22 protein-coding genes are annotated in these 24,202 nt (G+C 43.4%); 11 read left to right on the top strand and 11 right to left on the bottom strand.

Annotation, left to right across the window (positions count from 1 at the left end; all coding sequences use genetic code 11):
* Window positions 1-11 precede the first annotated feature (11 nt).
* Both JSY38_RS13010 and ggt read left to right on the top strand, forming a co-directional pair.
* On the top strand, window positions 12-1,625 hold the full coding sequence (locus JSY38_RS13010) for a TRAP transporter large permease (protein ID WP_114412392.1): 1,614 nt from the start codon (window positions 12-14) through the stop codon (window positions 1,623-1,625).
* A gap of 183 nt (window positions 1,626-1,808) precedes the next feature.
* Window positions 1,809-3,569 carry a gamma-glutamyltransferase gene (gene ggt, locus JSY38_RS13005; protein ID WP_205113546.1) on the top strand — a complete coding sequence of 587 codons (1,761 nt, stop codon included), beginning with the start codon at window positions 1,809-1,811 and terminating at the stop codon, window positions 3,567-3,569.
* 20 nt (window positions 3,570-3,589) lie between these two features.
* Here the strand turns inward: ggt and JSY38_RS13000 are convergent, their stop codons facing one another.
* From JSY38_RS13000 to JSY38_RS12990, 3 genes are all read right to left on the bottom strand, one after another.
* On the bottom strand, window positions 3,590-4,348 hold the full coding sequence (locus JSY38_RS13000) for a sulfite exporter TauE/SafE family protein (protein WP_114412394.1): 759 nt from the start codon (window positions 4,346-4,348) through the stop codon (window positions 3,590-3,592).
* Window positions 4,349-4,444: 96 nt separating this feature from the next.
* Entirely contained in the window at window positions 4,445-5,803 is a 1,359-nt protein-coding gene (locus JSY38_RS12995; protein ID WP_114412395.1) for a sigma-54-dependent transcriptional regulator, read from the bottom strand.
* The gene (locus JSY38_RS12990) at window positions 5,803-8,094 is read right to left on the bottom strand and encodes an ATP-binding protein (protein WP_239543969.1); all 2,292 of its coding nucleotides are present in this window, start codon (window positions 8,092-8,094) and stop codon (window positions 5,803-5,805) included. The genes JSY38_RS12995 and JSY38_RS12990 overlap by 1 nt, the downstream gene beginning before the upstream one ends.
* A 125-nt stretch (window positions 8,095-8,219) precedes the next feature.
* On the opposite strand from JSY38_RS12990, the gene JSY38_RS12985 reads away from it, so the two are divergent.
* Window positions 8,220-10,751 (top strand): bifunctional diguanylate cyclase/phosphodiesterase, encoded by a 2,532-nt coding sequence (locus JSY38_RS12985; protein WP_205113545.1) that lies wholly within the window; start codon window positions 8,220-8,222, stop codon window positions 10,749-10,751.
* Window positions 10,752-10,768: 17 nt separating this feature from the next.
* On the opposite strand, the gene epmA is transcribed toward JSY38_RS12985, so the two are convergent.
* Complete coding sequence (epmA, locus tag JSY38_RS12980) at window positions 10,769-11,746, bottom strand: EF-P lysine aminoacylase EpmA (protein WP_205113544.1); 978 nt, start codon at window positions 11,744-11,746, stop codon at window positions 10,769-10,771.
* A 129-nt stretch (window positions 11,747-11,875) separates the two neighbouring features.
* Between epmA and JSY38_RS12975 the strand changes: the two genes are divergently transcribed.
* From JSY38_RS12975 to JSY38_RS12965, 3 genes are all read left to right on the top strand, one after another.
* Window positions 11,876-12,160 carry a hypothetical protein gene (locus tag JSY38_RS12975; protein ID WP_205113543.1) on the top strand — a complete coding sequence of 95 codons (285 nt, stop codon included), beginning with the start codon at window positions 11,876-11,878 and terminating at the stop codon, window positions 12,158-12,160.
* Window positions 12,153-12,572, top strand: a complete 420-nt coding sequence (locus JSY38_RS12970; protein WP_205113542.1) for a hypothetical protein — start codon at window positions 12,153-12,155, stop codon at window positions 12,570-12,572. Before JSY38_RS12975 ends, JSY38_RS12970 begins: the two co-directional genes overlap by 8 nt.
* A 273-nt stretch (window positions 12,573-12,845) precedes the next feature.
* The gene (locus tag JSY38_RS12965) at window positions 12,846-13,037 is read left to right on the top strand and encodes a hypothetical protein (RefSeq protein ID WP_205113541.1); all 192 of its coding nucleotides are present in this window, start codon (window positions 12,846-12,848) and stop codon (window positions 13,035-13,037) included.
* Window positions 13,038-13,045: 8 nt separating this feature from the next.
* Here JSY38_RS12965 and JSY38_RS12960 read toward each other — a convergent pair whose 3' ends face one another.
* A complete protein-coding gene (locus JSY38_RS12960; RefSeq protein WP_239543968.1) occupies window positions 13,046-13,690 on the bottom strand; it encodes a LysE family translocator in 645 nt (214 codons plus the stop codon).
* Entirely contained in the window at window positions 13,690-14,577 is an 888-nt protein-coding gene (locus JSY38_RS12955; protein WP_205113540.1) for an EamA family transporter, read from the bottom strand. The genes JSY38_RS12960 and JSY38_RS12955 overlap by 1 nt, the downstream gene beginning before the upstream one ends.
* 293 nt (window positions 14,578-14,870) lie before the next feature.
* Here JSY38_RS12955 and JSY38_RS12950 point away from each other — a divergent pair, with 293 nt between their 5' ends.
* Both JSY38_RS12950 and JSY38_RS12945 read left to right on the top strand, forming a co-directional pair.
* Window positions 14,871-16,295 (top strand): aminotransferase-like domain-containing protein, encoded by a 1,425-nt coding sequence (locus JSY38_RS12950; protein WP_205113539.1) that lies wholly within the window; start codon window positions 14,871-14,873, stop codon window positions 16,293-16,295.
* Window positions 16,296-16,407: 112 nt separating this feature from the next.
* Window positions 16,408-17,400 (top strand): NADP-dependent oxidoreductase, encoded by a 993-nt coding sequence (locus JSY38_RS12945; protein ID WP_205113538.1) that lies wholly within the window; start codon window positions 16,408-16,410, stop codon window positions 17,398-17,400.
* Window positions 17,401-17,457: 57 nt separating this feature from the next.
* On the opposite strand, the gene JSY38_RS12940 is transcribed toward JSY38_RS12945, so the two are convergent.
* Window positions 17,458-18,186 carry an SDR family oxidoreductase gene (locus JSY38_RS12940; RefSeq protein WP_205113537.1) on the bottom strand — a complete coding sequence of 243 codons (729 nt, stop codon included), beginning with the start codon at window positions 18,184-18,186 and terminating at the stop codon, window positions 17,458-17,460.
* 248 nt (window positions 18,187-18,434) lie between these two features.
* On the opposite strand from JSY38_RS12940, the gene JSY38_RS12935 reads away from it, so the two are divergent.
* Window positions 18,435-18,875, top strand: a complete 441-nt coding sequence (locus JSY38_RS12935) for a DoxX family protein (RefSeq protein ID WP_205113536.1) — start codon at window positions 18,435-18,437, stop codon at window positions 18,873-18,875.
* An 80-nt stretch (window positions 18,876-18,955) separates the two neighbouring features.
* Here the strand turns inward: JSY38_RS12935 and JSY38_RS12930 are convergent, their stop codons facing one another.
* Together JSY38_RS12930 and JSY38_RS12925 are read right to left on the bottom strand one after the other, a co-directional pair.
* A complete protein-coding gene (locus tag JSY38_RS12930; RefSeq protein WP_205113535.1) occupies window positions 18,956-19,210 on the bottom strand; it encodes an Atu4866 domain-containing protein in 255 nt (84 codons plus the stop codon).
* Between the two features lie 6 nt (window positions 19,211-19,216).
* Entirely contained in the window at window positions 19,217-19,783 is a 567-nt protein-coding gene (locus JSY38_RS12925) for a hypothetical protein (RefSeq protein ID WP_205113534.1), read from the bottom strand.
* A 125-nt stretch (window positions 19,784-19,908) separates the two neighbouring features.
* Between JSY38_RS12925 and JSY38_RS12920 the strand changes: the two genes are divergently transcribed.
* Window positions 19,909-20,811, top strand: a complete 903-nt coding sequence (locus tag JSY38_RS12920) for a LysR family transcriptional regulator (RefSeq protein WP_205113533.1) — start codon at window positions 19,909-19,911, stop codon at window positions 20,809-20,811.
* A gap of 96 nt (window positions 20,812-20,907) precedes the next feature.
* On the opposite strand, the gene efp is transcribed toward JSY38_RS12920, so the two are convergent.
* On the bottom strand, window positions 20,908-21,483 hold the full coding sequence (efp, locus tag JSY38_RS12915; RefSeq protein WP_205113532.1) for an elongation factor P: 576 nt from the start codon (window positions 21,481-21,483) through the stop codon (window positions 20,908-20,910).
* Window positions 21,484-21,696: 213 nt separating this feature from the next.
* Here efp and epmB point away from each other — a divergent pair, with 213 nt between their 5' ends.
* Window positions 21,697-22,707, top strand: coding sequence for an EF-P beta-lysylation protein EpmB (gene epmB, locus JSY38_RS12910; protein WP_205116815.1), 1,011 nt, complete (start codon window positions 21,697-21,699; stop codon window positions 22,705-22,707).
* Between the two features lie 25 nt (window positions 22,708-22,732).
* On the opposite strand, the gene JSY38_RS12905 is transcribed toward epmB, so the two are convergent.
* Complete coding sequence (locus JSY38_RS12905) at window positions 22,733-24,076, bottom strand: ribonuclease J (RefSeq protein ID WP_205113531.1); 1,344 nt, start codon at window positions 24,074-24,076, stop codon at window positions 22,733-22,735.
* Between the last annotated feature and the right edge of the window lie 126 nt (window positions 24,077-24,202).

Below are 24,202 nucleotides of genomic sequence, written 5' to 3'. Positions count from 1 at the left end.
GGAGCTTAATTATGGAATCAATCATTCTATTTTCATTGGTACTAATCCTGCTGTTTATCGGCTTGCCGGTTGGTATTTCATTGGGCTTATCGTCCATACTATTTATTACTTTCTTCTCACATGACTCTCTGTCATCTGTGGCGATCTCTCTGTTTGGTGCTGGTCAGCACTATACCTTGCTCGCTATTCCATTTTTCATCATTGCCTCGTCTTACATGTCGACCGGCGGCGTAGCGAAGCGTTTGATTAACTTCGCCATTGCCAGCGTTGGTCACTTCCGTGGTGGCTTGGCGATGGCATCGGTATTGGCATGTATGATGTTCGCAGCCTTGTCTGGATCCTCTCCAGCAACCGTTGTTGCCATAGGTACGATTGCCATTGCGGGTATGACACAAGTAGGTTACTCAAAAGAATTCGCAGCTGGCATCATTGCCAATGCAGGTACCTTGGGTATTTTGATCCCACCATCCATTGTAATGGTAGTGTACGCGGCATCCGTTGACGTATCTGTTGGTCGTATGTTTTTGGCGGGTGTTATCCCTGGCTTAATGGCTGGCGGTATGTTGATGCTAGCAATCTATGTGGTTGCACGTATCAAAAAGCTACCTGCTGAAGAGTGGAAAGGTTTTGGCCATCTTATTCGTGGTGGTAAAGAAGCAGGCTGGGGCTTGTTCCTAGTTGTTATCATCATGGGCGGTATTTATGGTGGTGTATTCACTCCTACTGAAGCCGCTGTTGTTGCTGCTGTGTACTCTATGTTTATCGCACTGTTTGTTTACCGCGATATGGGCCCATTAAAAGGTAAAACATGGACAAACGACAACGATGCTCCGCATGCTCGAGTTGGTTTTAATGGTACCGTTTATGGTGTGTCCTTCTTCCTAGTGTGGGAAATCATGTCCTTTTTCGTGTTCGCAGACAGCGAAACAGTGACCGGCGGTGACCGTGCTATTTGGGGCGCTATAATGTCCGTTGCCTTGGCGATTTTCTATGTTTACAAACGTTCTAGTAAAATAGAAGAATCCGTTGGTAAATGCTTGTCTGCAGGTGTGCCTATTTGGGGGCGAAACTTGTCTATGATGCTACGTGGCTTTTTTCCTTCTTTGTTTGGCGAAGAATCTCGAAAAGTTATGTTAGAAGGCACTAAGACAACCATCATGCTGATGTTTATCATCGCAAACGCTTTGCTGTTTGCTCACACCTTGTCTGCAGAACGTATTCCGCAAATGATCACAGAGTGGATGCTTGGTGTTGGCTTTAACTGGTTTACCTTCCTAATCGCTGTAAACATATTGTTGCTAATTGGCGGTCAGTTTATGGAGCCATCGGGTCTTTTGGTTATCGTAGCGCCTGTTGTATTCCCAATTGCAATGGAGCTAGGTGTTGACCCGATTCACCTTGGTATCATCATGGTGGTAAACATGGAAATCGGTATGATCACGCCACCAATTGGTTTGAACCTATTTGTTACCTCCGGCATCACTGGTATGAGTTTGGCGCGTGTCGTAAAAGCGGCCATGCCATTTGTATTAGTATTGATGGTGTTCTTAGTGATGGTAACTTACATCCCAGCTCTTTCTACTGCATTGCCGTACAGCATCATGGGACCTGAAATCATTCAATAACGATTTAATTCCAAAGCGCACTTAATAATGTACGAAAACATTCATAAATTTTGACGCCCTTCGGGGCGTTTTTTTTGTTTATTGTTTACAACTTTACAGCACTTTTTCCTCTTCACTCTATGGCTGTTTTTTGTTCTGATGGAGTAAAGCATTTATCATTCATTTGCATCTATAAGGATTTTAATGATGCTATCAACCCGTTGGTTAAAAACATTCCGTCTTATTCCCTTACTTACTTTTGGTTCTTTTGCTCTCGCAGCAGAGCAAGCCGCCGATACCGTTGCTCCAGAAGGAGCCAACGGCATAGAAGATAAAACCTTAGCTCACGCAGAAAAGTTCATGGTGGCGACAGCTAACCCAGAAGCCAGCAAAGTAGGCTATGATATTCTCAAAGCTGGCGGATCAGCGATTGACGCCCTAGTTGCAGTACAAATGGTTCTTGGCTTGGTTGAGCCTCAATCATCCGGATTAGGAGGAGGCGCTTTTGCAGTATATTACGATGCAGCTAATCAGAAACTCACTACCTTTGATGGCCGAGAAACTGCACCGCAAGAGGCCTCTCCCGAGCTGTTTCAAGATGAAAACGGCAAGCCTTTAGCCTTCTATGACGCTGTAGTAGGTGGTCGTTCTGTTGGTACTCCAGGAACAGTTAAACTCATGGGTGACTTACATAAACGCTATGGCACTTTACCTTGGCAAGATTTATTAGCGCCAGCCACAGAGCTGGCTCAGAAGGGTTTTATCGTGTCTCCTCGCTTGGCAAATGCTATCCAGAGCAGCGCTGAGCGTCTATCTCGCTACCCATCAACAAAAGGCTACTTCTTCAATTTAGATAATACACCCGTCCAAGCCGGCACTCGATTAACCAATACCCAATATTATGACACCTTACGTTTTATTTCGACGTATGGAGCCGATGAGTTTTACACAGGGAAAATCGCAAAAAATATTGTTTCATCGGTACGTGGCGCCATAGACAACCCAGGAGTTCTGTCAGAGCAGGACTTCCTTAGTTATCGTATAAAAGAGCGCCCACCTATCTGTTTACCTTATAAAGAATATGACATTTGCGGCATGGGGCCACCAAGCTCTGGCGCCTTAACTGTTGGGCAAATTCTCGGAATTACTGAGCAATTCGACCTTGCAGCTTTAGGCCCTAACTCACCAGAAGCTTGGCAAATAATTGGGGAAGCATCTCGCCTTGCCTTTGCCGACCGTGGTCGTTACATGGCAGACACTGACTTTGTCCCGATGCCTCAAGGCTTATTAGACAAATCGTATTTGGCCGAACGAGCCAAGCTCATCACGAAAAACAAAGCATTAGAGAGTGTTGAGGCTGGCGAGCCAGAATGGCGCCATCCGATCAAGCAAGCCAATGACATAGCGATTGAACTGCCTTCCACCAGCCATATTTCTATTGTCGACAAAGACGGTAATGCCGTCTCTGTAACCACCACAATTGAAAATGCTTTTGGCTCAAATATGATGAGCAATGGTTTTTTGCTAAATAATGAGCTGACAGACTTCTCTTTTAAATCTCACCAAGATGGCTACCCGATTGCTAACCGTTTAGAACCGGGTAAACGCCCTCGTTCTTCTATGTCGCCAACCATTGTGATGAAAGACAACAAACCTTATTTGGTAGTTGGTTCCCCTGGCGGCTCCCGTATTATTGGTTACGTGGCCAAGACGCTTATCGCGCACCTTGAATGGGGCATGGATATTCAACAAGCCATTAACTTGCCAAATATGCTGAATCGATTCGGTACCTTTGATTTAGAAAAAGGTACACAAGCCGCATCATACGAAAGTGCGCTCAAGAAAATGGGCTACAAGGTGTCGGTACAGGATTTAAATTCCGGAGTGCAAGGTATCGTTATTCAGCCGAATGGTTTAGCTGGTGGCGCGGACCCAAGACGAGAAGGCTTGGTGTTAGGGGATTAAAAGCAAACATTCTCAATAGGTTATAGTAAGGCAATGGACTGCCAAACCAACCTTAACGCCATAGCGGTTAACACTATATTAAAAATTCGATGAAAATGACGATCAGGCATACGCTTTAGTACTTTAAGCCCAACCCAAGTACCTACTGCGCCGCTAATAACCATACAAAACAGTAAAGGCAACCAATCAACTAGCGGAAATCCAGCGACTTCAAAAACTGTAATTTTCAGCACATGCTGTAACGACATCGCGGCCGCAAATGTGGCAACAGTTCGAAAACGGTCAGCGTGAATTTGCTTGATAAAAGCGGCCACTAACGGCCCCGTTGCGCCAGCAAACAAAGTAATAAAGGTCGTCACACCGCCTGCAATGACGGTTCCCCAAGGACCAAGCACCATTTTTGGTAGCTTTGGCCCCCAGCATAAATACAAAATAAATAACGCAATCGTTAAATACATAATAGCAGGTGGTAGCGAAACCAAGACAAAACTGCCAATAAAAGCTCCCAACAAGGCGCCTGGAACAAATGTTGCTATTAGCTTCCAGTCAATATGACGCCAGCTCATCGCCGCTCTACCAGCGTTTGAGCCAAGCTGAGCCACGCCATGCAGTGGAATAATAAGCTGTGGCGGTAACACCTGCGCCATCACGCCAAGCAACATAACGCCACCCCCCGCCCCAAAACTGGCGGTAAAAAAAGACGTTAATCCAGACACAATAACAAGAAGGATAAATAAGTGCGGAGACACTTGATCAAAAAGCAGTGCTGTTAAATTCATATCGTCGACAGGAAATCACATGAAATAAAGGCGGTAGGATAGCAAAATGGGCGTCTGAAATCTCAGCCACCCTATTCTTATTCGTGATACAGAAAATTATTGCTTATAAATATCTTTATCAAGATCGTACTTACGCATCTTGTCGTAAAGCGTTTTACGCGGTAAACCAAGTGCATCCATCGTCCCTTTGATGGAACCTTTTTGACGCAGCAATTCTTGCTCTAACAAGGTTTTTTCAAAGCGCTCTAATTGCTCAGGGAGCGTCATCACGCCTGGGTTGTTTTCATTGATAATGATCTGATCAAACTCGAAAGACCCCGCCTCACCCATCAGCACATATCGCTCGGCTAGGTTACGTAACTCACGGACATTCCCCGGCCAATCGTAGCTCAGCAAGCTGTGCATTCGCGCGGCTGAAAGCGCTTCTGCCTCACGTTTATATTGGGCTATAGCCACCAAACAAAAATGCTGCCAGAGCAAAGAAATATCGTCCTTGCGCTCTCTTAGCGGCGGAATATCGACTCGTACAACGTTGAGTCGATAGTACAAATCTTCACGAAAGGTTCCACCTTCACTTAGCTGTTTGAGGTCAACCTTGGTCGCGGCTAAAATACGCAGATCCAGATCAATCGCCGTGTTAGAACCTAAACGCTCTAGGCGACGTTCTTCTAACACTCTCAGCAAGCGGATTTGCATAGACATCGGCATGCTTTCAATTTCATCAAGAAACAAAGTTCCGCCGTTGGCGTGTTCCAGCTTACCAATACGCTGCGTCTTGGCATCCGTAAATGCGCCTTTTTCATGACCAAATAATTCAGACTCCATTATAGAATCTGGCACAGCGCCGCAGTTAATTGCCACAAAAGCATGACCACGGCGAGAGCTGTGTTCATGAATATAACGTGCCACTAACTCTTTGCCCGTGCCCGTTTCCCCTTGAATAAGAATATCCGCACCGGTATCAGCTACATGCAACAACGCCTGACGCAGACGATGGATGCCTGGCGTATTACCAATAATCCGTGGTCCAGGGGCATTTTGCGCCGCCAATTCCAAACGTAAATTGCGGTTCTCTAAAGTAAGTTGTCGCTTTTCTGAGGCTCGGCGTACTACGTCTAGAAAATCTTCATTGGAAAAAGGCTTTTCAATAAAATCATAAGCGCCATCGCGAATGGCACTCACCGCCATGCTGATATCACCGTGCCCCGTAATGAGAATAAAAGGAATTTCCGCGTCTATTTTTTTAACGTCTTCAAATAATTCTAAACCACTTTTACCGGGCAAATTAATATCGCTGACAATCACACCAGACCAATCAAGAGAAAGCTTTTCAATGACGCCTTGCGCCGAAGCAAACTCAGCAACATCGAAGTCTTCCAGCTGTAAAGTCTGAGAAATCGCAATCCGAACGGCTTGCTCATCATCAATTAATATTACTTTCTTACTGTCTGGCATTAGGGTTCCTCTGCTATAAGAGACTGAGATGACTGATGCTTAAAGCGAGGTAGACTAACACAAAACTCAGCACCGCCTTTGGTCAGGTTTTGAGCAACAATTTGACCTCCCATCACGTCTACAATTCGCTGGCTAATAGATAACCCTAAGCCCAAGCCTAATCCTGACGATTTGGAAGTAAAAAATGGTTCAAAAAGGTGTTTGGTAGCTTCTTCACTCAAGCCGTTCCCTGTGTCTTGTACACAAATAACGATCTGATCTTGCGTGGCTTTTTGTTTGATAAATACTCTACGCTCATTATTTGAATCTTCTAAAATAGCATCGGCAGCATTGGCTAATAAATTCACCAAGACTTGCTCTAAAAAGACCATATCGCCATTCACGATAAAATCTTGATCTTCAGCCACTACCAATTCAATGCCCACTTCCTTATAACGTGGGGTCATGATTTTAAGTGCTCCCATTATAGCCGTTTGAACAGCTATTGGACCTTGCTGAACATCACCTTTGCGGGCAAACACTTTAAAGCGCGCAATAATGTCACCCATGTGGTGACCTAGTTGGCTTATGTGCTGTAAATTAACGTGGGCCTGCTCGTATTGACCACGATCCAAAAACTTTAAACCATTGCCTGCAAAAGCTCGAATAGCTGTTAATGGTTGGTTTAACTCATGATTCAAACCCGCACTTAATTGCCCTAACACTGCTAATTTTGCAGTTTGAATAAGCTCTCTCTGGGTGCCTTTATGCTCCTCAATTTCTTGACGAAGCCGAGTGTTAGCATCTTGCAATTCAAAGGTACGCTCCTTTACTCGCTCTTCAAGTTCGATTCTAGCCTGAGTAATATCTTGTTCAAAGCGCTTACGCTCTGTCATGTCATGGAAAGTAACCAAATAACTTAGACGATTCGGTAATTGCATCTGACACAGGGTCATCTCTACAGCTACAGCTTGATCTGAATAGCACAGATACCCTTCACAGGTAAGTACTTTAATCCCTAGGTCATTAGCTACAGTTAAAAGATCATCCTGAGAGGACGCCACAGGTGTGCCTTTATCATAGGGTTGAAATAGCATATCCAAAGGCTGTCCAACTAAAGGCGCCAATGGTTGTCCTACCAACTTTTCAACCGCTGGGTTGAAGGACTCTATTTTATGATGTTCATCTAAGGTCACCAAACCCGCCTGAGTATTTTGTATCACTTCGCGAATATAGGCCTGATTGTGGCGCGTCATTTCATTGGCATCTGAGCGCTCACGCAACATACGGCTGCGCAGCAGAGCAAGCCCAAATAACAAACCTGTGATGGTCACACCACCTGCAAAAATCGCGCGCCACAAAGAAATTTCTTCGTTGATGGTTTTCAACGGCGCCAATATAGATATTTTAAAGTCCAACAATCGAATGGGACGACTCATGCGTAAAAAAGACTGCCTTTGTAATACCTCAACTCCGTTGATGAGAGTATTTTCTAACATATCAATTTCTTGAGATTTCTCGTCAAACGGCTTCTGATAGACAATCGCTAGTTTTTCAATGGATTTACCAAAATAGCGTTGCGAGTCGGCAATACGCTGGAGTTCAGTATGAGACAACTCTCCTAATACTCGGTACAGCCAATTAGACCGAGAACTACTAAACACAATACCGTCTGGATCTAATAATAAGAATTCATAATGTTGATTCGCGAAACGCTTTTCAAACTGCGTTAAATCGACTTTTACAACCGCGACACCAATAACAGAATCGCCCTCATAAACAGGGTATGAGAAATAATAACCACGGCGGTTGGACGTTGTACCAAGTGCATAATAACGCCCCGGTTTACCTTGAATAGCATCTTTAAAATAAGGGCGAAAAGCAAAATTACGCCCGACAAAACTAGCGTCTTCACGGTAGTTAGAAGCGGCAATAGTCAAGCCATCAGTATCCAAAATATAGCTATCAGACGCTTCTGTAATGCGGTTGATTTGCTCCAATTCACGGTTAAGCTGATTAATATCCGACTCAAAACCATCTCGGAGCGCTTTGCTGACACGATCGTTGGACGCCAATAATGTCGGCATGTGTTGATATTTAGCAATCGCACTTTCTAACACACTGGCAAGCTGATTTAGCTGTTCAAAAGAATCAATCCGCAACTCTTTAATTTGTTGATTTCGTAACGCTTCCCCGCCCTTCCAAATAGATAATGAAGAGACAATAAAAATAACGATATATAGCCAAAAAACATGCTTTTTCATGCGGTTAGCATCGAACAATTTTGCAAAAAAACGATTACTTTGATTCAAGTGTTTATCCTAATATATGTGCTAACTAATATGTATCTTCGATTGAATTCATCAGACCTTTCAGGCATCTTTGGATAACAGGTGAAATTGTGCACCTTTTGTGAACTTTATTAAATAGGATCAAAATGTATTCCATCAGTGTTCATAGTCTAGCGTTTAAGGATCTTGATCAAAAACTGAAAGGAATACAGCCTCCAGACCTTATCCAACTGTACGGCACTTTTCCGATCGATGAAGCAAAACCATGGGCCAACTATCTTTCTCAACGCTTTCCGAATGCTTGCCGTATCGGTATGGCCAGCCAGAAACACATTTCAAATGGCCTAGTCAAAAGCAGCGGTGCCACGCTTATTTTATCCTATTTTGAACGTAGCCACCTGACTTATAACTCCGCCCCTTATGACAACACTAAAGTAGAGCAATCGGGACAACGTCTTTTCGCTCCTTTTCTTGCCGACGAAGAAAAAAACCGAACCAGTGTTTATATCGTCCTTGTCGATTCCAAAGACGCACTTCAAGACGAGTTCTTCCAAGTATCGCTAGAAAATGACCTTGTCATAAGCGGTGGCCGTGCTGGGCTTTCTGGCAACACAAATAGCTGGGTGCTTTGTCAGAACGAGGTATCTCAAAAGCAGGCCGTTGCCGTTGGTATTACAGGCCAATGCCTAACGCATCAGAATGACCTCTTTGTCGACAACATAGCTATTGGTCGGCGTATGCTCATTACAGAGAGTGAAGGTAAAGTTCTCAAACAGATTGATCATTTGCCTGCCCAGCAAATCTATCAGCGTTATTTATCTAATGGTGAACGTATTAGCCTGTCCTTAGCGAATAATTTTGCGCTCAAGACAGTGCATAACAATATTGAAATCAATGCTGTGCCATTAAGTTGGGAAAGTGATGGCAGCATACTAATGAGCGAGGCACTCCCTGAAGGTGCTTATGTGAAGTTTCTTTACTTTCACCCCGTTCAATCTCTACTTTCTATCGCACCCAAAATACAAAGTCTGAGCGAACAAAGTCCCGATAGTATCTTTGTTTTTAACTGCATCAGCCGTGAAGATTATGTCGGTGAAGTACCGAACGACCAACTAAACATGCTAAACCAAATTCTTCCGCTTCATGGTGCTTACTGTTTTGGCGAGTTTTTTTCATCTCAGTTTGGCACCAAAAGTATGCAGCACACGCTGACATATTTAGCCATCAGCGAATCTGGGTGCGAACCAAAACGCAAACCGGCGTCATTACAACTGCCAGATGAACGTGATTCACTGGCGCCCATGTTTAACTTGATTAGCAATACATTTGAAGAACTAGAACAAAAGCACGCCTCTTTTGGTAGGAGCACAAAAACAGACAGTGCAAATAGTGACTGGCTACATGATTTACAAACAGGTCTACTTAATCGCTTCTCATTGATTGGCCGCTTAAATAACTCACAGGATATAGCCCATCTTGCCGTCTTTAGGATACGTAACTTTCGTTTAATTAATCAGCAATATGGTTACCACGCAGCAGATGATTTGTTTGCCCAACTTGCCCATTATTTAAAACGCCGTTTAGGAACAAACTCGGTAGGCATTGAGTTCACTTGCTACCGCTTATCCGCCAATGAAATTGCCGTCTCGATTCATAATCGTATTGCCCCGCATAAGATATTTAGGTTGTTTCGTAACCTAGCAGAAGAGATTGAAAACGAAGAATTTTCCACCATGAAAAAAGTGGAACAACTACTAACCTTAAGCCTTTCTGTTGGCATGGCTTCTGCGCTGGATCAAAATGGTCGTGCGTTGTGTGAGCAATCACACCTACTTATCAAAGCAAGTGAGGCAAGACGGTACGCTCAAATGAACAACCAGCCCATTTATTGGAATGGTGACCTACCTGAAAGTACATCGACCGAAGAAAATTTAGATTGGATTCTTAAAATTCGTAAAGCTTTAGAGAACGCCGATATTTTAGCTTACTTTCAACCCTATTATGATAGTAAAACGGGTGAAGAAGTGGGAGCCGAGGCTCTACTTAGAGCGCGTATCGATGGAAAAATTGTAAGTCCGGCTTTATTTTTAGACCTCATAAAACAAACCCAGCTTTATGCTAAAATCACGCTATTCATGTTGGCTAAGTGTGAGCATATTCTAAATACTTATCCCAATGTCAAAGTCGCATTAAACTTGTCTGTTCTGGATTTTAAACACTATGCGACCCTAAAGGCATTACGACATTTTTTCCAACGCAACAATGTCGAAAGTCGTTTAACTCTAGAAATTACTGAATCAGAGTCCATTCAAGACTATGAGTGGATCAGTCCCATTATTAATGAATTTAGAAATGCTGGCGCATTGTTGGCCATAGATGATTTTGGCGCAGGCTACTCAAATCTAGAAAAACTAATTGCACTAAACCCAGACATTCTCAAGCTAGATGGTTGTATTATTAAAACCATCGATAAAGACGAAAAACTGCAAAAACTAGTACAGCACACTAATAACTTAGCTCATTCGTTAGGCATTAAAACACAAGCTGAGTTTGTCCATAATGAAGCCGTTAAACAACACCTGGTTGACCTTAATATCGATTACTTACAGGGCTACCATTTATCAGAGCCACTCAGTGAATCAGACTGGCTTAATAAACATAAAAAACAGAAGATTTAGACTAGCGAGCCTTTTGGTCACGCTCGATTGTGAGCAAAAGGCAACACCTCTGCAATATGGGATTTATGACACAGTAACATCAACAAGCGATCCACACCTAACGCCACACCGGCACAATCTGGCAAGCCATTTTCTAATGCGGTGATTAATCGCTCATCAAACTGACGATCAGCTAAGCGCATTTGTACACGTGTTTCTTTGTCTTCGGCAAAGCGTCTTGCTTGTTCCTTAGGATCAGTCAATTCATGATAGCCATTGGCCAGTTCCATACCTTGCCAATATAATTCAAAACGCGCGGCGACTAATTGGCCTTTTTCATCAAGATGAGTCTTGGCAAGTGCCGCTTGCGAGGCGGGATAACTATGAATAAAGCAAGGCGAGTCTTTACCAATAGCAGGTTCTATCACGCTAGAAAAAAGCAACTCAAGTAAGGTATCACGGTCATTTTCCTGCAAGCCGTATTCTGTGTGTTCATGAGCACATTCTTGTAGCTGGAACATTGTTGCTGTGAAAGGATCCAATCCAGTATGGCGTAAAAACGCCATTTGATAACTGAGTCGCTCACACGTCAACGTCTCGTCATTTAACAGTACCGACAGCAACTGTTGAATCTCATCCATCAATTGCCAATGATCAAACCCCACTCGATACCACTCTAACATGGTAAATTCGATGCTATGACGACGGCCGATTTCCTCAGCGCGGAATACTTTACCCAATTGATAAATAGAGCCAGAACCTGCGCACAATAAACGCTTCATAGCGAATTCTGGCGAGGTTTGTAGATAGTAAGTGAGATCGTTCCCTTGGGAGTGAGTATGACTGGTTAAGACTTCAATATGCGGATCCGTAATACTACCTAAAGATAAACACTGTGTGTCCACTTCCATCACTTCACGGGCATCAAAAAAAGCACGAGTGGCTTTCAGTAACTGTGCGCGCTTTTGCAAAATAGAAAGATCAGCACTGGGTTGCCACAAAGAAGCATCGTACATAGCAAACACTCTGAAAAATAAACAGTATCATAACAAATACACTTACCTTAACACCTCCTTTTCTCCTTTGAATTCTAAAGTATATCCATTATAATCCTTCGATTAAGGACAAAAAGGAGATATTAAAAGATGGAACGGCTCTACTATGTATCATTGTGTATACAGCTACTGTTGATATTAATCATTCAGTCTGACCCAGAATACAGCCCTGTAAATTTCTTATTTATACCTGCATTTTTCCTAGCTACCTTTGGTTTAATTTACGCTAAAACCCAAAAGAATATATTTGCTTATATTTCTATGGCTGGTTTCTTAGCGTTTATCCCCATAGGTATCTTAGGCGTTATAGCCGTTAGAAATACAATGGATAAAGAATCAAAACGTAAATTCAAGGAAAGATTAAACGATGAGTAAACAATTAGAAATTGAAACACCAGAGAAAGTTTATCATCTAGCTAATCAAGCTGGAATCTTAGTAATAGGTTTTGTTTTTATAGTACTTGGGGTATTTATCACGCCTTTCAGTGCCGCAATGGGCGTCTTAATGATCGCTCTATATATATTTAAAAACAAACTAGAAGCAATTCGTATCTTTAAGAACCACTCAGAAATAAAGCTTGCTCCAGCAAGCTCCCGCTGGCTAATAAAAGATACGGACATAAGAAAAACCTATTTCGAAAAAAATATTTTGACTTTAGAAATCCGTGAAGAGGGGCAGATAATCATTCGAAAAATACCAATTAAAGCTTTCTCTGAAGGTGATCGAAACTCAATTCTAAAACACTATAAAGATATTGAAGCAGAAAACACATCACCTTCAACTTAATCGATATTCCTTTATGGAGTAGCAATAAGATTTTATAAACCAGCTAAAGGCCAACACCAACTGAAGGTTTTGGCCTTTTCAAAACCTACTAACTTAAGCACTAAAAAAACGTCGTATATAGAAAAATATAAAGTTGAAAATAACTTTCCTTTCAATGCCTGAGTAGTTAGCTTTAAGGTAATGGCTGACCCCCCATCAACGCGCTGAACTCATAACAATATCAGTAGCAATGATATTGCTTACAAAGTAAACACCCCAAGGAACAGTCTTGACTTGGCTGTTGAAAGCAAAGGCATCGCGCTGCTTCCTACCTTTATTGGTGATACTCAGCCGTCCCTACAGCGTATTGGAAATATAGTGGAGGAATTAGGCCACGACCAATGGCTAGTGACCCATCACGAAGACCGCTATTTGCCAGAGGTAAGAAAATTAATCCAACGTATTGGCTCGACATTAGATCAATAATAGAACATCTATGGGGCCAATTTACTAAACAGTATTTTAACACCTGCTGCGCCAAACATCAGCGCGAAGGCAGCGTCAAAGCCGCGTTTCATTTTGAAATAGCCTTGGCGAATCCGTGGGTTGGAAAACAGAACAGCGTAGCCCAAATTTATGCAGGCGCTTTGAACCGTTAATAAGGCAATCACAGACAACAAACCTTGTGTGGAAACCGAACTCGGCATCCCCATGGCAAATAACGATCCTATAAACAAAATCGCTTTAGGATTGGTTAAATGGATAGCCAAACCACGAAGATAAGCTGAGCGTAAAGATGTTTGTTGAGTCTCTAGCGTGGTCAACATTTTGCTCGTATCCGATTTATTCGTCATTGCTGAACGACAAGATTTGTACGCTAAAAATAATAAATAGACTGCGCCAACATAACGTAAGCTTTCGAATAGCCAGACATTGGCATACAGCACAGCACCTAAACCAAAGGCCGCCGAACAAGACCAAAATAGTGAACCTGTTGATATTCCAGATGCCAACGCCAAACCTTGCACGCGCCCCTGATTCATTGACGTCGATGCAATAGCTAAGGTCGCAGGCCCAGGGCTTGCCATAACAACAAAAGCACCGATTAATATTAGGACATAGTGAATTTCTTGCATCATTAAACTCCCTTATATTGCTTAACAGACAAAATTTTCGGTAATGACATTTGCCCAACAAACAGACCCAACAAAATCAATACGGCGGCGATGATCTGAGTCGTTTCTATTGGCTCATGGTAAAACCAATAGCCGCCTAAAATACCAAACACTGGCACCAACAAGGTCATTGGAGCCACGCTCGAAACTGAGTATTTCATGATCATCTTATTCCAAAACCAGTAACCCAATAATGTCGTCGGGTAAGCTTGAAAAAGAACCGAAAATAACGTCCATTGAGTAAATTGATTCGGCAACTCAGTGATAACTTGCGTCCCTTCAAAAGTAACCGCTAGTAACAACAATGGCAAAGGTGCAAACAGCATTCCCCAGATATTAAAAGCGAAAATAGCTTTGGTATTCACGCGTTTTACAATTAATCCATTAATACTCCAAAACATCGACGCTATTAATACCAGTACTAAGCCTTTGCCCGTCACCGCGCCTCCTTCGGAGTACATGATCAGAGCAAGCCCCAGTAATGCCAATCCTGCACCAAGCAACTTATTGCGAGTGATGGTTTCGTTTAAACATAACCACCCCACCAGCAAGCTACTGACAATACTCATATCCAACAACAAAGATGCCATTCCCGCCGAGACTCCTGCGCCAATCGATAATGTCGTTAATCCCCACACGCCGACACCAAAAGACAAACCGTAAGCGATCAAATAACGCCATGGCACGTCCGGCTTCTTAATGAAAAAAATCAAAGGAAACACCGCAAAACTAAAACGCAACGCGGTAAGCACTAAAGGATGAACGCTGTTCACCCCAAGCTTGATCACACTAAAGTTCAATCCCCATAACGCCATCAATGCAAACAGCAAGCCAAAGTCTCGTAGTTTCATTATTCGTTCCTAAATTTTCTAATAGTTGGTGAGCGCCACAACATTCCAATAAACGCCGTATTTCGATGAGCTAGGCGCTAGTTTCGAAAAAAACATAGCTTTCCAGTATCACAACGAACTCGCGTGTTGAGTCAGTGTGGTGGTTCCTGAGGTAGGCGATAGTTTCGAAAAGAAGCACCACACTGACTCAACATTGACCCCTAGTATCACTAGAAAACAAAAAAGAACACAGATTCAATTTTCAATAAAAATAAGAGTACAATTCAGGAAAGAGAAATATTTTTGGAGAGGTTATGGCGCTTTACGAGACACTTGCTCAGCATTATATCGACGACATACAAGCGCAAAGACTGCCTGCGGGAAGCCGCTTGCCAGCGTTACGGACCATGGCGAAGCAACATCAAGTCAGCATGACAACGGCAACCAAAACCTACGATTACCTGCAGCAAACAGGTTGGATTTATGCCCAACCGCAATCCGGTTATTTTGTAGCTAATCAACTCGAAAGTACGACCTTTCCAAGTCTCGACATCAAAAGTATTGAACAACGCGACCCAAAACGCTTTGCGCCGTTAAATGGCTATAATCCTGCCTCGGCACTTTTTAGTCCTCTTGGCACCTCAATGATTGCGCCAGAATTACAACCAAGTATCGCCCTACAACGCAGCATAAAGCGCGTCACTCAAAAAGCGGGAAACCATCTATTCCAATATCCAGAGACGCAAGGTGATAAAGGCTTAAGAAGCGCTCTAGCCGAGCACTTTCGTCACTACAACCTTGCTTTTACCGCAGCCGACTTTGTCATCACCAATGGCTGTATCGATGCAGTCAAACTGGCGATAGAAAGCGTGACCAAGGAAGGCGACACTATTGCTATTAGCTCGCCCTGCTTTAGCGGTTTGCTCGATTTGCTCAGCGCCCTATCTCGTAAAGTGATTGAAATCCCTATTAGCGAGCAAGGATTGGATTTAGGCCATCTGGAGACCTTATTGCAACAAAGCCTAATTAAAGCGTCACTGTTTAGCACATCAAATATGAACCCAACAGGAATGACATTGCCAATTGAGCAAAAACAAGCTCTCGCCAAACTCGCCACGCAATACAAAACACCGATGATAGAAGACGACGTCTATTTCGAATTAAGCCACCAGAAACAACTAACTCTGCCAGCAAAATATTGGGATAAAGAGGGATATGTGATTTGGTGCGGATCTTTTTCAAAAACCTTAGCCGCAGGACTGCGACTTGGTTGGTGTGTTCCGGGTCAATATTTAACGCCTTATCTCAATCAACATGCCTTAACCAGCTTTGGCGTGAACGGACTTATACAATCTTGCATGGCGGAGTTTATCAACACCGGTGAATATCGCTCTCATGTGAATAAAATACGTACGGTATTGAATCAACAGATCCACAGCTACCAACAATTTTTACTCGAACATTTGCCCGCCACGGCGAAAATCAGTGCACCAAAAGGCGGCATTGTGCTTTGGGTGCAAATCCCCAGTTTAAATGCGGTGCAGCTTGAAAAAGAAGCCAATAAACAAGGCGTCGACATACGCAGCGGTGCTTGTTTCAGCACCCACGACTTTTATCACGATTGCTTGCGCATCAACTGTGGTTGGCCGCTAGAAAATACTGGGGATAAATACAGTACTTATCAACAATTGATCAGCTTGTGCAACATAATCAATGATTTGATGAAAGCAGAGGCGTAACTAGATTTGAGCGTTTGCACCTTTACTCCTTTAATCCTAACCTTTAGATCAATAAAAGCGCCCCAAACTCTCTATGTAACTATTAAGAGAAACATTAAAAGGAATATTTGATATGGCTTACCGTTCCGTAAAACTAATAGAACGTCCTGAATTAGAAATTACCGAAGATGTCTTTAATATTGTTACTCAAGATATCCCCACGCCAGCAGAAGGTGAGGTACTGGTAAAACTCTCTCACCTTTCTTTAGATCCGGCCATGCGTGGTTGGATGAGCCCTGATGAAAATAGCTACATTCCACCCGTAAAATTAGGTGACACCATGCGCGCCAGCGGCATTGGTGAAGTTGTCGAGTCTAATAATGAGAAATTTCCTGTTGGTTCCCGTGTTATGGGTCTTATGGGGTTAACTGAGTACGCAATCAGCGATGGCAATGGCTTAAACGTCATTCCAAAAGAGCTACCCGCTGAAGCAATTTTATCCGTCATCGCTCTGCCCGGCATTACCGCTTATCACGGTGTGTTTGAAGTACTCAAACCAGAAGCAGGTCAAACACTTATTGTCACTGCGGCAGCGGGTTCAGTTGGCTCTCTTGTTGGGCAAATGGCGAAAAATCTTGGTTTAACGGTTATTGGTGTCGCAGGTTCGGATGAAAAATGCCAATGGCTTACCAAAGAGCTGGGCTTCGACCATGCGATAAATTACAAAGACGCAGACTTTGTTGAGCAACTGACGCAAGCGACGCCAAACGGCATCGATTTGTTCTTTGAAAATACCGGCGGCGTGGCGCAAGGCCCGATCTTTGAACGTATGAATCCCCATGGTCGTATCGCAGTATGTGGTTTGATTGCTGACTACCAAAAAGCCGAGCCTGCACCAGGGCCAAGCTGGGTTGGTATCATCAAGCGTCGCTTAACTATCCAAGGCTTCACCATGCCAGATCATTTCCATCGTATTCCTGAATACGGTCAGGCGCTGGGTGCCATGCTAGGCAAAGGCGAATTAAAATATCGTGCACACGTAATTGAAGGCATTGAAAGCGCGACAAGCGGCATTAACCTACTCTTTGAAGGTAAAAATACCGGCAAGTTGATCGTTAAGCTATAACGGCTATCACATAGAAACACCTTTGCACGAACCTAGTCGTCGTGCAAAGGCTTCTAGCTATAGGTCAAACTGCGACGGCAACATCACCACATCTCGAATCGTCACATGACGAGGACGCGTAAGCATAAAGATGAGAGCTTCCGCCACATCGCTGGCCTCCATCAAGCTGCCTGTTGCTTTGGCTTCTGCAAGCTTTTCTGCTGGCCAATCAGATAATAAAGAGGTAATCACTGGACCTGGCGACACAGAGCCAACACGAATGCCATGTTTACTGACTTGTCTACGTACCGTTTGCACAAAACAATTCATCGCCCATTTTGACGAAGCATAAACAGGTTCCCAAGGTGTCGGAAAATGACCCGCTAACGAACTGGTTATTAAAATATCCCCAACACCTCGTTCAATCATATGCGGCAAGACATCACGCACGTTCTTGATAACTACGTTAATATTCAGATTCAACATTCGGTCTATGGCGTCATTATCGGCATCAACTAAATCACCGCCCACATACAAACCCGCATTGGCGTGAAAAATATCAATCACATTGGCTTTTTCTAAAATTCGCGGAACCATCGCCGAGCAAGCAGCTGGATCTAACAAATCGACAGAAAGAGTCATGACTGAGTCGCCATGCTTATCTTGCAATACTTGAAGTGCCTTTTCGTCGCGGTCAACGATGACGACTCTAGCTCCTTCGGCTATCATGCCTTCAACACTTGCTAACCCAATTCCTGATGCGCCACCGGTGACAACGGCGACTTTTCCGATTAATGCTTTAGACATGTTTATTCTACTTGTTGTTATTAATAGTAATAACAACACGCTACCACTCTCATGATAAAAAATTCTGCTACTTTTTTGCTTATAACTGAACCAAATAGGAATATTTTCCAATAAAACCGCTTTCAAATGAGTGTTTTAGGCAATGTTCAATTTTATTGATCATTTACCTCAAAAAACTCCGTTATTCTATTTCTTTTTTTTATATATAGTACGTATCACTTAACCCCCTAACATTAAGGTAAATAAAAATGTCTACATCATTCATCCAAAAAATCACAAGCACGACATCTGGTATTGCTAGCACAATTTTGCGCATTCCAGTCGGTCTAATCCTAATGGCACACGGCGCACAAAAATTGTTCGCTATGTTTGGCGGTTACGGTCTTGAAGGGACAGGTCAGTTCATGGCGTCTCTTGGTCTTGAACCTGGTTATTTGATGGCTCTTTTGGCTGGCAGTGCAGAATTCTTTGGCGGTGCTGCGCTAGTAATCGGTTTGCTAGTTCGTCCAGCTTCTGTAGTTATTGCCTTCACTATGCTAATTGCAATCGTAACTGTGCATATTTCTAACGGCTTGTTCATGTCGAACAACGGCTACGAATACGCTCTAACGCTATTAATCGTTGCAGTTTCTTTGGTATTCAGCGGCGCGGGCTCTTACTCTGTAGACAAAGTCATTTCGGCTAAATAACTATTCGCTTTACTAAACTGTAATTATTATAAAAAGCCTCGATCCCTTTTTACTAGAATCGAGGCTTTTATTTGGCGAAGCTACTGGCGATATAAAATCATTCCAGCATGATACAGCACACCATTTATGAAAGTTCCATCTGCGGTAAAGCCTGTGTCATCCCAATACTCGATATAATCGCCAGAGATCCGGTAGCGCCCTTGATAAGCCACTTCTTTATTCCCTCTTGCTTCAATATAACGGTTATTAGGTAATAGTTGATGTCGTATGTAGCTATCCTCTGTCATCCACATACCGACATAAGGATGCGGAACCTCTGGCTCTTTTTTAGCCATACTCTTTCAATGTTCCTTTTTCATCGCATCGTAGTAGTGTGCAATATCTTTAGCTTCAACAACCCACGCATAGTTCAATTCTTGATGGATCTTCCATTCGCCAGAATCACATCTCCAGCCTAATTGAGAGCGTCCATTAAATGGAATAACTCCACCACTTTTTTGCGTTATTGTTCCAACAAACCCAATGGTTGTTGAAGACACCTTATCGCCAACAAGTTCACTATGCCCCTCTGTCAGAGCATGTGTCACAGATTCAGCGTTAGCTTGTAGCCCCTCCCAATTAGCACCATAAATCGCGGCATTATCAAATAACTGATTGTCACCAGGAGCAAAGTTATCCCAATAAATACCAGATGGATCTTGCAAGTTATAATAACGGCTCATTTTCGTGGCGAAAATAAACTCAGGAGAATCTGTCTTTTTTTCCCATCCCTTCATAATCCAATGCTTGTGAAGTTCCAATGGAGAGTCTGCACCAGTTTGTGCACAAGTTTGCTCCGCAGCTTGCAGCTGCACAGAACCTAAACTAAAAAAAAGTACTAGAGAAAGAGTCGATTTGAGATGTGTCATAGATCACCTTTTATATTGTCAGAGTAGAATCGAGACATTGCTATGTCTCAACTTGCTTTAACATTATAAAAACGTCATATTGATTAGAGTAGATAGCCATTACTTGACATATTGGTAAGCAAATTATGACAATGAAAATCGACTTGAACATCCTGCCAGTCTTTATAGCCATCGCGGAAGAGCACAATTTCCGAGAGGCTGCCGACAGACTAGGAATAACACGCTCAGCAGTCAGTCAGATGATTAGAAAGCTTGAGGATCAACTAGGCATCGCTTTATTTACCCGAACCACAAGAAGCGTGAAACTAACGGAAGCTGGAGAGCGTCTTTATAGACAAGTGCACCCCCACTTAGAGAATGTGAATTCTTCTTTAGAAAATATTACCAGTCACAACTCCCCACAAGGATTACTAAGAATAGCTTCGACCTCTATTGCAGAACCTTTTTTATCAGGAAAATTTATTGTCGAGTTTTCAAAAAAGTACCCAGACATTGAGTTGGATATTACAGTCACCGATGATGAGTTTGATATTGTAAAAGCAGGCTTTGATGCAGGAGTTCGTCTTGGCGATAGCTTAGAACAAGATATGATCGCCCTGCCTTTCTGCGGCTTACAAAGAGATATGGCTGTTGCTTCGCCAGACTACATAGCGCAGCAAGGTATTCCAAAACACCCTAAAGACTTACTCAATCATCGCTGCATTGGTTGGCGACCAAAGCTAAACAATCGCCCCTATTATTGGGAGTTTAGTGAAAACGAAAAAGACTTTGAGGTATCGGTAGAGCCTCAAGTCACCACTAATGACTTCCGACTAATGTTGCGTGTTGCACTAGCTGGTGGTGGAATCACTTTCGCGACAGAAGAAGCCTTCCGCCCCTTTATTAAGGCTGGCAAACTCGTGCCTTTACTCGAAGAGTTTCTGCCAACCTTTTCTGGTTTTTATTTCTTTTACCCAAACCGAGAAAACATGGCTCCGAAATTAAGGGCCATGGTAGATTTTGTAAAATCTTGGAAACAAACTAATTGATTACCAAGCTAGCTATTTAACAGCTCAAAATCGTATAAAAAAGCCCCGATAGTTTCCTATCGGGGCTTTTTTTCATTCATCACGCTAAGCTAGGAATTACTTGCCTGTTGCACGAGAAACGTATTCACCAGTACGAGTATCAACACGTAGAACTTCGCCAATGTTGATGAACAGAGGAACACGAACCATAGCACCTGTTACCAAGTACGCTGGTTTAGAACCACCGTTAGCCGTATCGCCCTTTACACCTGGATCTGTGTCTTTCACTTCAAGTTCAATGAAGTTAGGTGCAGCAACAGCCAATGGAGCACCGTTATAAAGAGTAACAACGTATTTCTCTTGCTCTTTTAACCATTTTACTGTGTCGCCAACTGCGGTTTCATCAGCTGCATGTTGTTCAAAAGAACCGTCTACCGCCATGAAGTGCCAAAACTCGCCGTCGGTGTACAAGTACTCCATATCGGTGTCCATAACATCAGCAGATTCAAGCGTATCACCTGATTTAAAGGTACGTTCCCAAACTCGACCAGAACGTAGATTACGCAGCTTCAAGCGGTTAAAGGCTTGGCCTTTACCAGGTTTAACGTGTTCGTTATCGATAATCGCACATGGATCACCGTCAACCATTACTTTCGCGCCGCTGCGCATATCGCTGGTAGAAATATTAGCCATACATCCTCACAGTATATTTTTAGAGAAAAGGCTCAGACTGGCGTATCATGTCAGTCTCAAGATCTCTGCGAACTTCTTTTGATGCCATTTAGAATGGTTAAATAAGCAAATAAAAGAGCGTTTGCAAAGGTCTCGGAGAGCCACTGGCCGAATTGGCCCAAATAAGTTGGCGCAATCATAACCTAAATGAAGACAATTTTGCAGATATTTGACGTGATCCCTATTCAAACTAAGAACAATTTAAGCTGGTCCCAGCACCTGTCACAGGCTCTAACCTCATTACCTGAATTGATTGAGCATTTAGGTCTACCGAAAAGCCTCAGTCAACAAGGAATAGAAGCACATGAAAGTTTCAAATTACTGGTGCCTCGACCTTATTTGTCTCGTATTGAATATGGTAATCCAAATGATCCATTGCTATTGCAAGTCTTACCCAGCACCTTAGAGATGCAAAAAGTCGCAGGCTACACAAAAGACCCGCTAGAAGAAGCCGACCACAATCCACAAAAAGCCATCGTGCATAAATACAAACGACGTTTGCTCGTCATTACCACTGGTACCTGCGCAGTAAATTGTCGTTACTGCTTCCGTCGCCATTTTCCCTACGGAGACAATCAACTGGCGCAAGCTGAATGGCAGTCGGTGATTGAGTATTTGCAAGATCATCCAGAAGTTAACGAAGTGATCTTGAGTGGCGGTGACCCTTTGATAATGAAAGACAGCTTGCTCGCTGATAAAGTCCGTAAACTTGATGCTTTACCGCAAATAAAGCGCCTGCGCATTCATTCACGTTTGCCCGTGGTGATTCCAAACCGTGTTTGCGACGACATGTTGGCGTGGATCAAATCGAGTCGTCTCGATATTGTCATGGTGTGGCACATTAATCATGCCAATGAAATGGACGAAGAGCTTGCACAGGCGGCTTATAAGCTAAAAAGAGCCGGAGTCACCCTGCTCAACCAAGGTGTTTTACTAAAAGGCGTCAACGACTCAGTCGAAGCTCAAGTCAACTTGAGCGAGGCTGTGTTCGATGCCGGCATTTTACCGTACTACATGTTTACCTTAGACCCTGTAGAAGGCGCAGCGCATTTTGATATTGCTATCGAAGACGCACAACGCTTGATGGGACAAGTCGCCGCAGAGCTTCCCGGCTATTTAGTACCTAGACTTACCAAAGAAATCCCAGGCAAGCCAGCGAAAAGTGTCTTCGCTCCAACTTTTTAGAACGAATAAACTTTATTAACCGTCTTTACCTAAGCAGCGCAATCCGCCCCACTTTTACTTGCTGACGTCGAATGCTCACGTTCGGCGCTAGCTGGTATAAGTCGCCATTTCGACCAATTAATTGATCTGGCACATGACTGAGTTTCGCCACTTCAGCGTGAGCATCCAAATGTTGCGGCTCGCCATGAACCGGAATAGCCAATTGTGGTTGTACCCAAGTATAAAGCTGTTTGAGCTCTTCACGGCAAGGATGACCACTCACATGAATGGTTAAGTCAGTTTCATGAGCTTGCAAAGTGCGAATTTTCCGACCTTTAAATTGTTCGGCTAATCTGTCTATGGCTAGCTCATTGCCCGGAATACGCATGGAACTGAAAATCACTAGATCGTCGGCTTCAAGACTTAGATCAAAACAATTATCGGCAGCGAGTCGATTCAAGGTCGCTCTTGGCTCCCCTTGGCTTCCAGTCACTACCGCCAGTACTTCTTCTCTTGGCAAATAACCAAGATGCGCGGCATCGATAATCGGTAAATCATCTGGCCAATGTCCAGTTACTCGAGCAGCACTGACCATATTTATCAGCGACCTTCCAATCAAGGCAAGGTATCGACCCGTCTCTTTTGCCACTTGCCCTAATGCGACTAAGCGCGCGACATTACTGCTGAAACACCCCACCACGACACGGTTCTTTTCTGCCTCGATGGTTTTTAATAAGCCATGATAGCAATCGCTTTCTGACGGCGAAAAACCATCCTTCAGCGCATTCGTGGAATCACATACCATGGCAAGAATATTTTCTTTGGCTAGGGCTTTAAAGCCGGAGGGAGAAAAACCGTCACCAAGAATCGGAGTCTTATCAATTTTCCAATCACCTGTATGAAAGATTTTTCCTGCAGGTGTGTCGATGGTCATGGCATAAGGTTCAGGCACAGAATGTGTTAATGCCAACCATTTGACATTAAACACGCCAATTTTTTTGGTTTCATTTTCTTTCACTTCGATAATCGGTACTTGATCAGTTAAGCCCACTTGAACCAACTTACGGCGCAGCACTTCGGCGGTAAATGCCGTGGTGTAAACAGGGCATTTGAAACGCCGCCACAAAAAAGGCAAAGCGCCCACATGGTCTTCATGGGCATGTGTAATAACGATGCCTGCTAAACGCTCTTTTTGCTCGCTGATAAACCGTGGATCGGCACATACTATTTCGGACGTACGCAAATCATCAGGCGTTAATGGCTCATTGAAGGAAACACCGCAATCGACCATCAACCATTGGCCATCGTGACCATAAAGGTTCATGTTCATGCCAATCTCGCCGGTGCCACCTAAAGGCAAAAACCATAAGTCCTCTTGCGAGGGAATCAAAGATGAAATAACGCACTCCTTGTGAATACTAGTCAATCCTCTCTATGGTACGCATTTTTCATCAATATCCCAGCACACTCGTAGCGATTGGATAAAAGAAACCAAAATAAAAAACCTCTTTCTACT

The sequence above is a fragment of the Marinomonas foliarum genome (assembly GCF_016906065.1).
Lineage (GTDB): Bacteria > Pseudomonadota > Gammaproteobacteria > Pseudomonadales > Marinomonadaceae > Marinomonas > Marinomonas foliarum.
The sequence above is the reverse complement of the archived record's forward strand: the minus strand, read 5'-3'. Positions and strand labels throughout refer to the sequence as shown.